At 73.1% G+C, this 12,398-nt stretch carries 17 protein-coding genes and 1 pseudogene; 7 read left to right on the top strand and 11 right to left on the bottom strand.

Translation table 11 applies throughout. The annotated features are described in order from the left end of the window. Positions 1–65: 65 nt before the first annotated feature. The 4 genes from ACFYU9_RS03710 (at position 66) to ACFYU9_RS03695 (ending at position 2,847) form a co-directional block, all read left to right on the top strand. On the top strand, positions 66–521 hold the full coding sequence (locus tag ACFYU9_RS03710) for a peroxiredoxin (protein ID WP_389218167.1): 456 nt from the start codon (positions 66–68) through the stop codon (positions 519–521). 105 nt (positions 522–626) lie between these two features. Then, complete coding sequence (locus ACFYU9_RS03705; protein ID WP_389218164.1) at positions 627–1,028, top strand: SHOCT domain-containing protein; 402 nt, start codon at positions 627–629, stop codon at positions 1,026–1,028. A gap of 90 nt (positions 1,029–1,118) precedes the next feature. After that, positions 1,119–1,565: an RrF2 family transcriptional regulator gene (locus ACFYU9_RS03700; RefSeq protein ID WP_389342019.1), complete on the top strand. Its 447-nt coding sequence runs from the start codon at positions 1,119–1,121 to the stop codon at positions 1,563–1,565. A 94-nt stretch (positions 1,566–1,659) separates the two neighbouring features. Further along, positions 1,660–2,847 carry a globin domain-containing protein gene (locus ACFYU9_RS03695; protein WP_389342016.1) on the top strand — a complete coding sequence of 396 codons (1,188 nt, stop codon included), beginning with the start codon at positions 1,660–1,662 and terminating at the stop codon, positions 2,845–2,847. Between the two features lie 111 nt (positions 2,848–2,958). On the opposite strand, the gene ACFYU9_RS03690 is transcribed toward ACFYU9_RS03695, so the two are convergent. The 4 genes from ACFYU9_RS03690 to ACFYU9_RS03675 all read right to left on the bottom strand — a co-directional run bounded on the left by ACFYU9_RS03690 (position 2,959) and on the right by ACFYU9_RS03675 (position 5,902). After that, positions 2,959–3,333 (bottom strand): peptidase inhibitor family I36 protein, encoded by a 375-nt coding sequence (locus ACFYU9_RS03690; RefSeq protein ID WP_389218155.1) that lies wholly within the window; start codon positions 3,331–3,333, stop codon positions 2,959–2,961. Beyond that, on the bottom strand, positions 3,330–4,058 hold the full coding sequence (locus ACFYU9_RS03685) for a hypothetical protein (protein ID WP_389342013.1): 729 nt from the start codon (positions 4,056–4,058) through the stop codon (positions 3,330–3,332). The genes ACFYU9_RS03690 and ACFYU9_RS03685 overlap by 4 nt, the downstream gene beginning before the upstream one ends. Positions 4,059–4,450: 392 nt before the next feature. Next, the gene (locus ACFYU9_RS03680) at positions 4,451–5,239 is read right to left on the bottom strand and encodes a polysaccharide deacetylase family protein (RefSeq protein WP_389342010.1); all 789 of its coding nucleotides are present in this window, start codon (positions 5,237–5,239) and stop codon (positions 4,451–4,453) included. A gap of 285 nt (positions 5,240–5,524) precedes the next feature. Beyond that, positions 5,525–5,902, bottom strand: a complete 378-nt coding sequence (locus ACFYU9_RS03675; protein WP_389218145.1) for a hypothetical protein — start codon at positions 5,900–5,902, stop codon at positions 5,525–5,527. A gap of 186 nt (positions 5,903–6,088) precedes the next feature. On the opposite strand from ACFYU9_RS03675, the gene ACFYU9_RS03670 reads away from it, so the two are divergent. Beyond that, a complete protein-coding gene (locus tag ACFYU9_RS03670; RefSeq protein ID WP_389218263.1) occupies positions 6,089–6,568 on the top strand; it encodes a DUF6328 family protein in 480 nt (159 codons plus the stop codon). Between the two features lie 42 nt (positions 6,569–6,610). On the opposite strand, the gene ACFYU9_RS03665 is transcribed toward ACFYU9_RS03670, so the two are convergent. Then, positions 6,611–7,234: a TetR/AcrR family transcriptional regulator gene (locus ACFYU9_RS03665; protein ID WP_389342007.1), complete on the bottom strand. Its 624-nt coding sequence runs from the start codon at positions 7,232–7,234 to the stop codon at positions 6,611–6,613. A gap of 70 nt (positions 7,235–7,304) precedes the next feature. On the opposite strand from ACFYU9_RS03665, the gene ACFYU9_RS03660 reads away from it, so the two are divergent. Continuing rightward, positions 7,305–7,541: a hypothetical protein gene (locus ACFYU9_RS03660; protein WP_389218139.1), complete on the top strand. Its 237-nt coding sequence runs from the start codon at positions 7,305–7,307 to the stop codon at positions 7,539–7,541. Further along, positions 7,538–7,696, top strand: coding sequence for a hypothetical protein (locus ACFYU9_RS03655; protein ID WP_389218136.1), 159 nt, complete (start codon positions 7,538–7,540; stop codon positions 7,694–7,696). Before ACFYU9_RS03660 ends, ACFYU9_RS03655 begins: the two co-directional genes overlap by 4 nt. 60 nt (positions 7,697–7,756) lie before the next feature. Here ACFYU9_RS03655 and ACFYU9_RS03650 read toward each other — a convergent pair whose 3' ends face one another. The 6 genes and pseudogenes from ACFYU9_RS03650 to ACFYU9_RS03625 all read right to left on the bottom strand — a co-directional run bounded on the left by ACFYU9_RS03650 (position 7,757) and on the right by ACFYU9_RS03625 (position 12,397). Continuing rightward, positions 7,757–9,304 (bottom strand): ATP-dependent DNA ligase, encoded by a 1,548-nt coding sequence (locus tag ACFYU9_RS03650; RefSeq protein WP_389342004.1) that lies wholly within the window; start codon positions 9,302–9,304, stop codon positions 7,757–7,759. Positions 9,305–9,352: 48 nt separating this feature from the next. Then, on the bottom strand, positions 9,353–10,339 hold the full coding sequence (locus tag ACFYU9_RS03645) for a DUF6397 family protein (protein ID WP_389342001.1): 987 nt from the start codon (positions 10,337–10,339) through the stop codon (positions 9,353–9,355). A 55-nt stretch (positions 10,340–10,394) separates the two neighbouring features. After that, positions 10,395–10,556: pseudogene (locus ACFYU9_RS03640) on the bottom strand (hypothetical protein); the annotation flags it as partial. Positions 10,557–10,816: 260 nt separating this feature from the next. Next, entirely contained in the window at positions 10,817–11,224 is a 408-nt protein-coding gene (locus ACFYU9_RS03635) for a roadblock/LC7 domain-containing protein (RefSeq protein ID WP_389218126.1), read from the bottom strand. A gap of 107 nt (positions 11,225–11,331) precedes the next feature. Further along, entirely contained in the window at positions 11,332–11,964 is a 633-nt protein-coding gene (locus ACFYU9_RS03630) for an ATP/GTP-binding protein (protein ID WP_389218123.1), read from the bottom strand. Beyond that, positions 11,945–12,397, bottom strand: coding sequence for a DUF742 domain-containing protein (locus ACFYU9_RS03625; protein ID WP_389341998.1), 453 nt, complete (start codon positions 12,395–12,397; stop codon positions 11,945–11,947). The genes ACFYU9_RS03630 and ACFYU9_RS03625 overlap by 20 nt, the downstream gene beginning before the upstream one ends. Position 12,398: the final 1 nt, after the last annotated feature.

The raw sequence follows: 12,398 nt of genomic DNA, 5'->3' as shown, positions 1-12,398 counted from the left end.
CGCTCCTCCGGTTCATCCGCCGGACGGGTGACGCACGGGGCTACCGTGAGGTAACGTCCGGACGCATGAAGGTCGGTGACATCGTCGAGGACTTCACCCTTCCGGACGAGACCGGGCAGCCCCGTTCGCTGTCCGGGCTCCTGGCCGAAGGCCCGGTCGTCCTCTTTTTCTACCCCGCGGCACTCACTCCCGGCTGCACCGCCGAGGCGTGCCACTTCCGTGACCTCGCGGGCGAGTTCCGCGCCGCCGGCGCCCGGCCCGTCGGCATCAGCAGCGACGAGGTCGCCCGGCAGCAGGAGTTCGCCGAGCGGCACTCGCTCGGCTATCCGCTGCTCTCCGACCCGTCGGGCGAGATCCGCGACCGGTTCGGGGTGACGCGGGGCTTCTCGCTCGCCCCGACCAAGCGGGTCACCTTCGTCATCGACGAGGAGCGGCGGGTGCTCGAAGTGGTCCGCAGCGAGCTGCGGATGAGCGCGCACGCGGACCGGGCGCTGGCGGCGCTGCGGGGCCGCGAGGGCTGACGGGGGCGCCGGAGCCCGCCACGACATGCGGGGGCGCTCCGGTTCGACAACACTCCTTGGTACGCGGGGCCGTACCGGCCCTCCGCGGGAACGGAGTGCAGGCCCATGAACGACTACCCCCTCCTCGACCTCTTCCTGACCATGCTCTGGTTCTTCCTCTGGATCATGTGGCTGTTCCTGCTCTTCAAGGTCTTCGCGGACATCTTCCGCGACGACGAGATGAGCGGCTGGGGGAAGGCGGGCTGGGTGATCTTCTGCATCGTGCTCCCCTTCCTCGGCGTGCTCGTGTACCTCATCGCCCGCGGCAAGAGCATGACCCAGCGCGACGTGAAGCAGGCGAAGGAGACCGAGGCCGCGTTCCAGGACTACATCCGCAAGACCGCCGGCACGACGGGCGGCGGCGAGGGCGGCAGCGCGGCCGAGCTGGCACGGCTCGCCGAGCTGAGGGACCGCGGCGCCATCACGCCCGAGGAGTTCGAGAAGGCGAAGGCCAAGGTCCTGGCCTGAGGGCCGCGGCACCGAGGACGAGGGGCTGCCGGGAGCGATCAGGCAGCCCCTTAATACGACTCCGAGATACGAGTTTGATAGCGTCGAGCCGTGCGGCTGACGAAGTTCACCGACCTGGCGCTGCGTGCCGTGATGCGCCTGGCGGTCTCCGAGCAGGACAGCTCCCCCACCACACGCGAGGTGGCGGAGTCCATGGCGGTGCCCTACGCCCACATGGCGAAGGTCGTCACCCGGCTCCAGCACCTCGGAGTGGTGGAGGCGCGGCGCGGCCGGGGCGGCGGGCTCACGCTCACCGAGCTCGGCCGGCGCTCCTCGGTGGGCTGGCTGGCCCGGACGCTGGAGGGCGAGGAGGAGGTCGTCGCCTGCGAGGGTGATCCGCCGTGCCCGCTGCGGACGGCCTGCCGGCTGCGCGGCGCGCTGCGCGAGGCGCAGGACGCGTTCTACCGCACGCTCGATCCGCTGACCGTCGCGGATCTGGTCGGACCGCCCACCGGACCGGTGCTCGTCGCGCTGTCCGCCGGCCCTCACGACGGCTGACCACCCCGTCCCCACCTTCGCTCCATCCCCGCGCCCCGGCGCGGGCTTCCCGCGACTTTAAATACGTAGATCATCTACCAGATTTGGAGGCGTCATGCTCTCCGAGCAGGCCACCCCCGTCGTCCGTGCCACTCTTCCCGCCGTCGGCGGGGCGCTCGACGAGATCACCGAGCGGTTCTACGCGGGCATGTTCGCCGCCCACCCCGAGCTGCTGCGGGACCTGTTCAACCGCGGGAACCAGGCCACCGGCGAGCAGCGCAAGGCCCTGGCCGGCTCCATAGCCGCCTTCGCCGGCGCGCTCCTGGAGAACCCCTGCACCCGGCCCGACGTGATGCTGTCGCGGATCGCCCACAAGCACGCCTCCCTCGGCGTCACCTCCGAGCAGTACAAGGTGGTCCACGAGCACCTCTTCGCCGCGATCGTCTCCGTGCTCGGCGAGGCCGTCACGCCGGAGGTCGCGCAGGCGTGGGACGAGGTCTACTGGCTGATGGCGAACGCGCTGATCGCCCTGGAGGCGCGGCTCTACGAGGAGCGGGGCGTCGCCGAGGGGCAGGTGTGGCAGGAGCTGGAGATCGCCGGCCGGCACGAGGAGACGCCCGACACGGTCTCCTTCTCGCTGCGGCACCCGGACGGGCTGCCGCTGACCGCGTTCCGGCCCGGGCAGTACGTCAGCGTCCAGGTCGAACTGCCCGACGGGGCCCGGCAGATCCGCCAGTACAGCCTCTCCGCCGCGCCCGGCCGTCCCGAGTGGCGGATCACCGTCAAGCGCGCCGACGGCGACCCGGCCGGCGAGGTGTCGTCCTGGCTGCACGCGCACGGCCGCGTCGGCGACCGGGTCGGCGTGTCGGTGCCGTTCGGCGACCTCGTCCTGCCCGAGGGCGACGGGCCACTGCTGCTCGCCTCCGCGGGCATCGGCGCCACGCCCATGCTCGCGATGCTCGACCACCTCGGCCGGACCGGCTCCACCCGCCCGGTGACCGTCGTCCACGCCGACCGCTCCCCCGCCGCCCACGCCCACCGCGAGGAGCTGCGCCGGCTCGTCGACGCGCTGCCGCAGGGCACGCTGCACCTCTGGTACGAGGAGCCGGGCACGGCCGACGCGCACTCGGGCCGCGCGGACGTGACGGCACTGGAGCTGCCGGCGGGCCTGACCGCGTACCTCTGCGGCCCGCTGCCCTTCATGCGCGCCGTCCGCGGCGATCTGCTGGCCGCCGGGGTCGCCCCGGCGGACGTGCACTACGAGGTGTTCGGCCCCGACCTGTGGCTGGGCACGGCGGCCTGACGGAGCGGGAACGGGCGCGGACCGACTCCCGGATCCCGTACGGACCGCCCGCCCGTCGCCCCCGGTGAGGGGCGGCGGGCGGGCGGTCGTGCGTCCGGCGCGGGCCGTGGGTCAGCAGCCGGTGGCCCAGATGTGGGAGTCGCCGCGGTCGTTGGCCGCGCCGTCGTAGCCGACCTCCTGGCCGGGCGCGAGACAGATCGTCATGGAGCCGCCCTGCCAGGCGGACTCGTAGACCTGAACGTAGTCCTTGATGCCCGGGCCGGAGATGCCGTGGTTGGCCCAGGAGGAGTCGGTGTCGGCGATCCAGCTCTCCCACCAGCCGTCGTCGCCGCTCCAGTTGGCGCGCTGGCCGCCGAAGTTGGCCTCCTGCCACACGCAGAACTCTCCGGAGGGGCAGTCGGCGGCAAAGGCGGTGGCGGACGTGGTCAGGGCCGGCCCGCCGGCGAGGGCGAGCAGGGCGGCGGCGAAGCCGAGGAGTCGCTTCATGAAGCGTCGTTGCCTTTCTTCCCGGTGGAGGTGGCGGACAGTTCGGCTGCCCGCCGCAGCGCGCGGGTGCGCAGCTGCTCGTAGGCGGCGACCTGGTCGCGGTGGAGGGTGCGCACGGTGGCCAGCTCGGCGGGTTCGAGCCGGGCGCGGACGTCGGCGAGTCCGCTCTCGCGGGTGCAGCGCGCGGCGACGGCCGGGTCGGGGCGGCCGGTGCGCGGCCCGCCGGCGGGCGCGGCGCAGCGGGACCAGCGGTCCAGGGCGGCCCGGTGCGCGGGGTCGTCCTTCATCCGGGCCTGGGCCTCGGCGCGCAGGTTGTCGACGGTGACCTGGGCGCGGAACCAGCGGTCCTGGTCGCCGTAGAGCGTGGCGCGGGCGGTGGCGACGCAGCCGTCGCTGTTGGCGGTGACGGTGAGGCCGGTGGCGAGGGTGAGGGAGAGTTCCCTGGGGTCCTTGCCGAAGAGGGCGGCCTGGAGGCGGGCGTCCTGGGCGGCGGGGGCGCGCGCCTGGGTGACCGGGGGCAGGGAGAGGCCCTGGCCGTCGAGGCAGGTGGCGACGAGCCGTTGCTCGGTGGCCGCGAGGAGCCGGTCCTGTTCCTGCCGGGTGGCGGGCGCGGTGGTTCCGGCCGTGCCGGAGGGGTCGACGCGGCCGGGGCGTACGGTGGCGCAGCCGGCGAGGACGAGGGCGGCGGCAGCGGTGACGAGGGCGCGGTGGGTCGTGTGTCGCATGGTTCCCCCTGGTGGCGGGCCCGGGCGGCGGTGACCGGCGGGCGGAGTGCCACCGGTTTCGTGGCGATCAATGCCCGGTGCCGGTCGGGCCATGCGGTGGGTGCGGGCGACTCACTCGAAGGGGGCGAACGCGCCGGAGCACGCGCCGCTCATGGGCGTACGGGCGCCCCTGCCGCGGGAACGACACAGCCCCGGTTGGACGGGGGATTCCAACCGGGGCCGTTTGCCGTGACGCGGCGAAGAGCGGTCACCTCACGGGGGGGAACCTGGGGACCGGGCCCCTTCGGCGTCACATACAGATGAACGATAAACCTTCACCGCTTGTTCCGGTGTGTCCCCTGTGTCCAATGTGAGTCACCTCACCCCGTTTGACGCCTTCGGGCGGCGCGGTCCTAGTCGTCCTGCTCCGGCTTCTCCGGGCGGTAGACGGTGCCGGGCTCGACCTTCCCGGGGGCGAGCAGCTGCGGGACGGTGACGAAGGTGTAGCCCCGCCGCTTGAGCTCGTCGATGATGCCGGGCACGGCCGGGACCGTCCCGCCGTAGATGTCGTGGAGCAGGATGATGCCGTCGCCGTGGGCCTGGTCGAGCACCCGCTGCCGGATCAGCGCGGAGTCCTCGGTGGAGTAGTCCTTGGCCGTGATGCTCCACAGCACCTGCGCGAGGCCGAGTTCGCGCGCCACGTCGGAGACGGTGCCGTCGGTGCGGCCCTGCGGCGGGCGCATCAGGGTGGGTTTGCGGCCGGTGATCTTCGCGATGGCGTCCTGGGTGCGGGAGAGCTCGTCGCGGACCTCGGAGGCGTCGAGGTCGGTGAGGATGCGGTGGCTCCAGGTGTGGTTGGCGACCTCGTGACCCTCGCCGGCGATCCGCTTCACGACCTCGGGATAGCGCTTGACGTGCTTCTCGCCGAGGAGGAAGAAGGTCGCCTTGACGTTCTTCTCCTTCAGTATGTCGAGCAGGCGCGGGGTGTCCTTGCCGGGCCCCGCGTCGAAGGTGAGGGCGATGCACTTCACCTTGGCGCAGTCGACGGAGCCGCGGGCGGCGTCGGCCGCCTTGGCCTCGCCGCGCGCGTCGGCGGGCGTGACCGTGTCGGCGGCGCAGCCGCCGAGGGTGAGGACCAGCGACGCGGCGGCGAGGAGGGCGAGCACCGGCCCCCGGCGACGGCCCGGCTCGGTTCGGAACATGTGCAACCCGCTTTCCCCGACGATGGTTCGACTGCCGGGGCCCACGCCTGGTCATGGCGGGGCCCTGCGGCTCGTTCGAGAACTCTACACACGGTGTATAGCCGGGGACGGCAGGGGGTCGGCGCGGGTCGGAAGGCAGGAGTCCGGAAGGCGGGAGCACAGGAAGGCGGGCGTGACGAGCGGGCGAGGCCGGGGGCGGGCGGGCACGGCGAGGGACGTCACCGGGGCATGCCGCCTCCGGGCGGCGACTCCCGTCCGCTCCGCCCGGGGAGAACCGGGCGCCCGTCAGCGCGACGCGAGGAGGAGGCGGGCCTCGGTCTCCTGGTCGCCAGAGACGGACTGGAGCGACTCGATGTCGAAGCTGCGGGACAGCACCTTCTCGACCTCGTCGACGGCGTGGTAGCCGCCGGTGAGCACGGCGCCGACCTTCCCCGTCAGCCGCGGGGGCGAGGTCTCCTCGTGCCGGCCGCCGGCCGTGTCGAAGGTGGCCATCCAGACGGTGGCGGCGGGGGCGGTGGCCGCGTGCGGGCCCGGCTCGGTCATGTCCTCGAGCTGGTAGGTGTGGTCCAGGACCTCGAAGACGGCCTGGGCGTCCTCCCGGCCGCATTCGCTCAGCTGCACGGTGACGTCGGTGTCGATATGCAAGTCGTACACGTCGCTCATCTCCTCGGGTGCCGCTTCCAGCATCCCTCTCGACGGGGCGTCCCGCGAGGTTCGTGCCACGGTGGAGGGAGATCCGTACGAGCGCGACACGAGCGCGATACGGGCGGCGGACGGGAGGCCGGCGTGGACGGTGAGGCGCAGGGGGCCGACGGGCCCGACCGGCCCGCGGAACCCGACACCGACGGGCTGTTCCTGGGTCGCCACGAGACGCCGAACGAACGCGCGGACCGGCGCTGGACCGAGCTGATGCAGGAGATCAGGGTCGCCCAGACGGGCGTACAGATCCTCTTCGGTTTCCTGCTGACCGTCGTCTTCACACCGCGCTTCCCGGAGCTGTCGCACAGTGACCGGACCATCTACATCGCCACGATCACACTGGCCGCCGCCGCGACGGGGACACTCATCGGCCCCGTCTCCTTCCACCGGATCGTCGCGGGCCGCCGGATCAAGCCCAGGGCCGTGACCTGGGCCTCCCGGATGACCTTCCTCGGACTCCTGCTGCTGCTCGCCACGCTCGGCTCCGCGCTGCTCCTGGTCCTGCGCGTCGCGACGCGCGCCGCCTACGTGCCGTGGCTGGTGGGCGGTCTGCTCGTCTGGTACCTGCTGTGCTGGTTCGCCCTGCCGCTGTGGGTCCGGCGCCGCCACACGGCCGAGCCGCAGGACTGAGAGCCGCCGGAAAGAAACGGGGCGGACCGGGCTGCGCCGGATTCAGTCCGCCGCGGCCAGCTCGGCCAGGTGCGCGCGCAGGACGTCGAGGCACGCCTCCGGACCGAGGAGCCGGGGGTGCAGGACGCCACTGAGGCCGAGGCCGTCGATCAGGGCCGTCAGCCGCTCGGTCTCCAGGTCCAGGTCGAGTCCGGCCCGGAGGGTGCCCGAGGCGTCCAGCCGGGCGAGCACCCTGCGTACGAGATCCCGCGCGCCCTCCGCGGTCCGGCGGGACAGGTCGCCGAAGGCCGGGTCGGTACGGGCCGCGGTGTTGAAGTCGAGGAAGACGGTGACCTCGGCGCGGCGGCGTTCGTCGAGGGGGAGCAGCTCGGCGAGCAGGCCGGCCGCGAGCGGGATCCGCTCGGCGCGCGGGCGCTGCCCGAGGTCGCCGATCCGCTCGACGTGCGCCAGCAGCCGGGCGCCGACCCGGTCGAGCATCGACTCCATGGCGAAGCGCATCAGGTCCTGCTGGCTCGCGAAGTAGTGCCGCAGCGAACCGATGTTGAGCTGCGCCTCGTCGGCGACGGCGCGCAGCGAGGTGCGCTGGAGGCCGTCGCGGACGACGACACGGAACAGGGCGTCGACGACGTGGCGGCGACGGGCGTCCGGATCCACCTGCTTGGGCATGGAGCCTTTTTATCACGACTGTGATACAACTGGATTTATCACAGGCGTGATAAATCTCTGGAGGGTTCTCATGGAGACGGTCCTGAACCTCATGCTCATCCGCTTCGGCCTGATAGCGGCCGGCCTCGTCGTCCTCGCGCTGCTCGCCTTCGCCATCGCCCTGCGCCTCAAGCGCCGGGGCCGTCTCGACGACTTCCGCCGCTACGCGGACCCCGCCCTGAAGACCGCCCTGCGCGCCGCGGCCCGCCGCCTCGACGGCACCCGCGGCGAGACCTCCGGGCCGCGCCGACCGGGTGGCCACCGATGACCGCCCTCGCCCTGGAGTCGTCGGAGCTCCTGCACCACCTGCTGCTCGACCGGGCGCTCAAGGTCGTCATCGTGGTGGCGGCCCTGACGGTGCTGGCGCTCGGCCTCCGCGCCCTCTGGCGCCGGGCCGGCCGTACAAACAGGCCCCCCGACTGAACGGCTCACACCGCATGACCGGCCTGCGCAGCCCGGACGCTCCTGCCGGCGCCCCCCGTTTCAGCCGATCGCCAGGACCCGCTCGATCGTGTCCGCCTCGGCCGCCCGCTTGTCCGGGCGGTGGCGGAGGACCCGGGCGAAGCGGAGGGTGACGCCGGCCGGATAGCGGGGCGAGCGCTGGAGGCCGTCGTAGGCGATTTCGACGACGACTTCGGGGCGGACGTGGACGGTGAAACCGTCGTCGGAGACGGCGAGTTCGCGCAGGTGCTCGGTCTGCCAGCGGAGCATCTCGTCGGTGAGGCCCTTGAAGGTCTTGCCGAGCATCACGAACGTGCCGTCGGCGGCGAGGGCACCCAGGTGCAGGTTGGAGAGCAGTCCGGTGCGGCGGCCGTGGCCCCATTCCGCGGCCAGGATCACCAGGTCGAGGGTGTGCACGGGCTTCACCTTCAGCCAGGTGCGGCCGCGCCGTCCGGCGACGTAGGGCGCGTCGAGGGCCTTGACCAGGACGCCCTCGTGGCCGCGCGCCAGGGTGTCCCGGAAGAATGCCTCGGCCCCGTCGACCGCCCCCGGGTCCGCCGGGTCGGCGACGACGGTGCGGCGCACCCGCAGCGGCTCGGACAGCAGCCGCACGAGCACGGCGTGCCGTTCGCCGCCCGCCCGGTCCACCAGGGGCTCGCCGTCCGCCGCGAGCACGTCGAAGAAGACCGGCGACAGGGGCAGGGCGGCCCGCGCCGTTTCCACGTCGACGCGTGAGCCGACCCGGGAGGCGATGTCCTGGAAGGGCATCGGGCGGCCCGTCGCCGGGTCGAGGGCGATGACCTCCCCGTCCAGGACGAACGGAGCGCCCTCGGTGTCCCGCGCGACGCCGACGACCTCCGGGAGCCGGTCGGTGATGTCGTCGAGTGAGCGGGTGTAGACGCGGACCTCGTCGCCGTACCGGTGCACCTGGATGCGGATCCCGTCGAGCTTCTCCTCCACCACGCAGGGCCCGAGGGCCGCGACGGCCTCGGTGACGCTGCCCGCCGTGTGGGCGAGCATCGGCTGCACGGGGCTGCCGACCCGCAGGGTGAACCGGTCGAGCGCACCCGCCCCTTCGGCGAGGACGGCCCTGGCGACCCGCGGCAGCGAGCCCTCCAGCATCACGGCTCGCCGCAGCTCCGCGGGGGCGACCGAAGCGGCCCGGGCGACGCCTTCGAGGGCGACGGCGTCGAGCGCGCCCTGGCGGACGTCGCCGGAGAGCAGCCGGATCAGGAACTCCTGTTCCGGCGGCGTCGCCGCGGCGAGCAGCTCGCGCACGAGCCCGAGCCGCCGCGCCTGCGCCCCGGCGCCGGACACGCCGGCCAGTTCGCTCATCGCCGTGTCGGTGTCCGTCAGGGTGAGCCGCGGCTCAGCGGCGGGCGGCACGGCCGGCGGCAGGACGTTCTTGAGCACGCTCCAGCCGACCCCGATGCGCCCCTGCGGGAGCCGCCCGGAGAGATAGGCGATGACGAGCGGGCTTTCCTCGGGCTCGGCCTCCGTGAACAGTCCGGCGAGCAGGGCGGTCTTGCGCGACCGCGCCGACGTGGCGGCGACCTGCCCCGACACCTCCGCGACCCTGGCAAGGAGCATGCGCCCATCGTGCCCGGGCCCACCGGCCCCCGCACCCCGGCCGCACCGTCACTCCCCCCTGGATCTCGCCGCCTTCCGCCCGCGCAGCCGATCGAGCAGGCCGCGCCGGACCCGCCTGCCCGGCGGGCGCACCCCCGTCGGCGGGCGCCCGGGAGCACTGACGGCCCGGGGCTCCGGCCGAACCGTCGGCGCGGGCACAGGCCCGGGCGCGAAGGCGGGCGCGGGCCCGGGCGCGAAGGCGGGCGCGGACAGAGACACACGGGCTGAGGCAGGGGCAGGGGCAGGGGCAGACGTAGTCGTAGTCGTAGTCGTAGGCGTAGGCGTAGGCGTGGACATCGGCGCAGGCGCGTGCGCAGGTGCGGCCAGGCCCGCGGATACCGGGCGCACCGCTCCCGGGCGCGGCACGTCGCGGTCGGCGCGGGCCTCGTCGAGGGCGAGGGCGAGACTCATGCGGTGCCAGAGGATCTCGTCCGGATCGTCGGCGAGCAACATCCGGTCGAAGGTCTCCCGCGCGACCGGAGAGACGGGCCGCCAGGTGGGCGGGGCAGGCCGGAGCCGGGTCAGATAGGCCCGTTCGAAAGGGTCGTCGACGACCTCGGCCAGATGGGCGGAATCGAGGAGCGAGGCGATCGCGGCCGTGCGCACCCAGGGATCCTCATGGGCACGCAGCAGCATGCCGAGCCGTCTGGCCCGCCAGTTGCGCGGCCGCCAATCCGGACACTCCTCCTCCCGCTCCCGGACGTCGAGCGGGAAGCGGCCGGCGAGCAGCCCGGGGTGATCGATGGCGAACTCCCCCAGCTCGGCGGCCGGATAGAGCCAGACGACCGCGCGGTAACGGTTGACGTAGAACCGCGCGGGACTGAAGTGCCCCGTACGCGCGAGGCGCGCGAAGCGGCTCGTGGTGATGGCGAGCAGTGCGGCGCCCTCGTTCGTCCCGACGGTCCGGACGCGCTCGTGCAGTCCTGCCGGGAAGTCCTCGGCCGTCCTCAGCCGGTCGATCTCGGCGCGCCGCACCCGGCGCCGCGCCAGGTCCACCGGGCCGTCCGCCGGGCCGGGTGCGGGGCACCGTACGGACGATTCCCGTGTACACGGCGAACTCGAACTCGTCGCGCCTCAGCCTCAGTTCGCGTGCGGCGCGCCCCGGAGCCACCGTCGCCGAGGGGTCCGGGTCAGCCGCGATCTCCGCCGTCCGCGTCACCGGCTTCGCCCAGGCGACCCCCGTCGTCCGTGCGATCCGCGTCGCCACTGCCATCTGAGGCGCCTCGGCCGCCTCAGGCATCCCCAGGAGCTCAGGCACGCCCAGCACCTCAGGCACCTCCGACGCCGGAGGCGCCTTTGTCGCCTCTGACGTCTCCGCCGCCTCTGCCGTCGCTGCCGTCGCTGTCGTCTCGTGCATGGTCATGCGGTCGGTCCTCCCCCGTCACGCGTTCCTTGCGAACACTTTCGGTGACGACCGTAACGCACGGTGACGACAGCCCGCTTGCCCTGTGGATAACTCTCGGCGGACGACGCTCAGTCGTCGATCGCGCCGCCCGGGTGCCGCGCCGCCACGCCCAGGTGCTCGCCCACCCGGTTGACCAGCAGCGTCATCTCGTAGGCGACCTGACCGACATCGGCCTCGGCCGCGCTGAGGACGCAGAGGCAGCTGCCCTCTCCGGCGGCCGTCACGAAGAGCAGGGCCTCGTCGAACTCGACCATCGTCTGCCGCGCCCGGCCCGCCTTGAAGTGACGGCCCGAGCCGCGGGCCAGGCTGTGCAGGCCGGAGGAGACGGCGGCGAGGTGCTCGGCGTCCTCCCGTGCGAGTCCGCTGCTCGCGCCCGTCACCAGTCCGTCGTTCGACAGCACGAGCGCGTGCTGTATGGCATCGACCCGGCGGGTCAGGTCGTCGAGCAGCCAGTCCAGCCCTCGGTCCAGCGCCATGTGTCCTCCCCCTGTGGCCCCGTGCGGGCCCCTGTGCGTGTGTCTCCGGCCAGCCTTACGCACTGTCGTGGACAGGGCAAGCACCCCTCCCCGCCCGCGCGCCGCCGTCAGCCCACGGAGTCGAGGATCCGCGCGGTGTGCATCCGGCCCGCGTACTCCACGAGCCGGATGAGCACCTCCTTCCCCGAGTCGCGGTCCCGCGCGTCGCACAGCACCACCGGAGTGCCGCGGTCCAGGTCGAGGGCGCGCGAGACGTCGTGGGCGCCGTAGGTCCGTGCCCCCGAGAAGCAGTTGACGGCAACGACGAACGGGATGCGCCGGTGCTCGAAGTAGTCGACGGCCGGGAAGCAGTCCTCGAGGCGCCGGGTGTCGGCCAGGACGACAGCGCCGAGCGCGCCCTGCGACAGCTCGTCCCACAGGAACCAGAAGCGGTCCTGGCCCGGTGTTCCGAAGAGGTAGAGGGAGAGTCCGGAGCGGATGGTGATGCGGCCGAAGTCCATGGCGACGGTCGTGGTGGTCTTCTGGTCGACGCCGCCGGTGTCGTCGACGGACTCGCCGGCCCGGCTGAGCTGTTCCTCGGTGCGCAGCGGGCGTATCTCGCTGACCGCGCCGACCAGGGTCGTCTTGCCGACGCCGAAGCCGCCGGCGACCAGGATCTTCAGGGCGAGGGCGGTGGTGTCCGCATCGCTCGCCGACCCGCTCCGGGTGTTCTGGGTGGGCTCAGAGCGCTCGTAGGCCATCGATGACTTCCCTCAGGATCCGTTCGTCAGGGAGCTGTGCGGGCGGTACGGGTCTGCTGACCTTCACGAAGCCCGATTCGAGGAGGTCGCCCAGAAGCACCCGCACGACTCCGACGGGAAGGTCGGCGTCGGCGGCGAGTTCGGCGACGGACTGGGTCTCCGCCCTGCACAGCTGGAGCAGGGCGCGGTGTTCGGGGCCGAGCAGGGACTCGGCGGCCCGGTCCGGCGGGTGGTCGTCGACGACGACGAGCGCGATGAGGTCGAACCGTACGTTGCTGGGGCCCGGCTTGGTGCGGCCACCGGTCATCGCGTACGGCCGGACGAGCGGCCCCGCCTCGGCGTCGTACCACTGACTGCCCGGCACGGCCTCGCCCGTCGCGCCACCACCACCGCCGCCGGTTCCGGTGCTCGTGCCGGCGCTGTCCTCGTTCATG

It is taken from the genome of Streptomyces sp. NPDC004327 (genome assembly GCF_042873935.1).
Taxonomy (GTDB): domain Bacteria; phylum Actinomycetota; class Actinomycetes; order Streptomycetales; family Streptomycetaceae; genus Streptomyces.
This window is presented reverse-complemented; position numbering and strand designations above follow the sequence as displayed.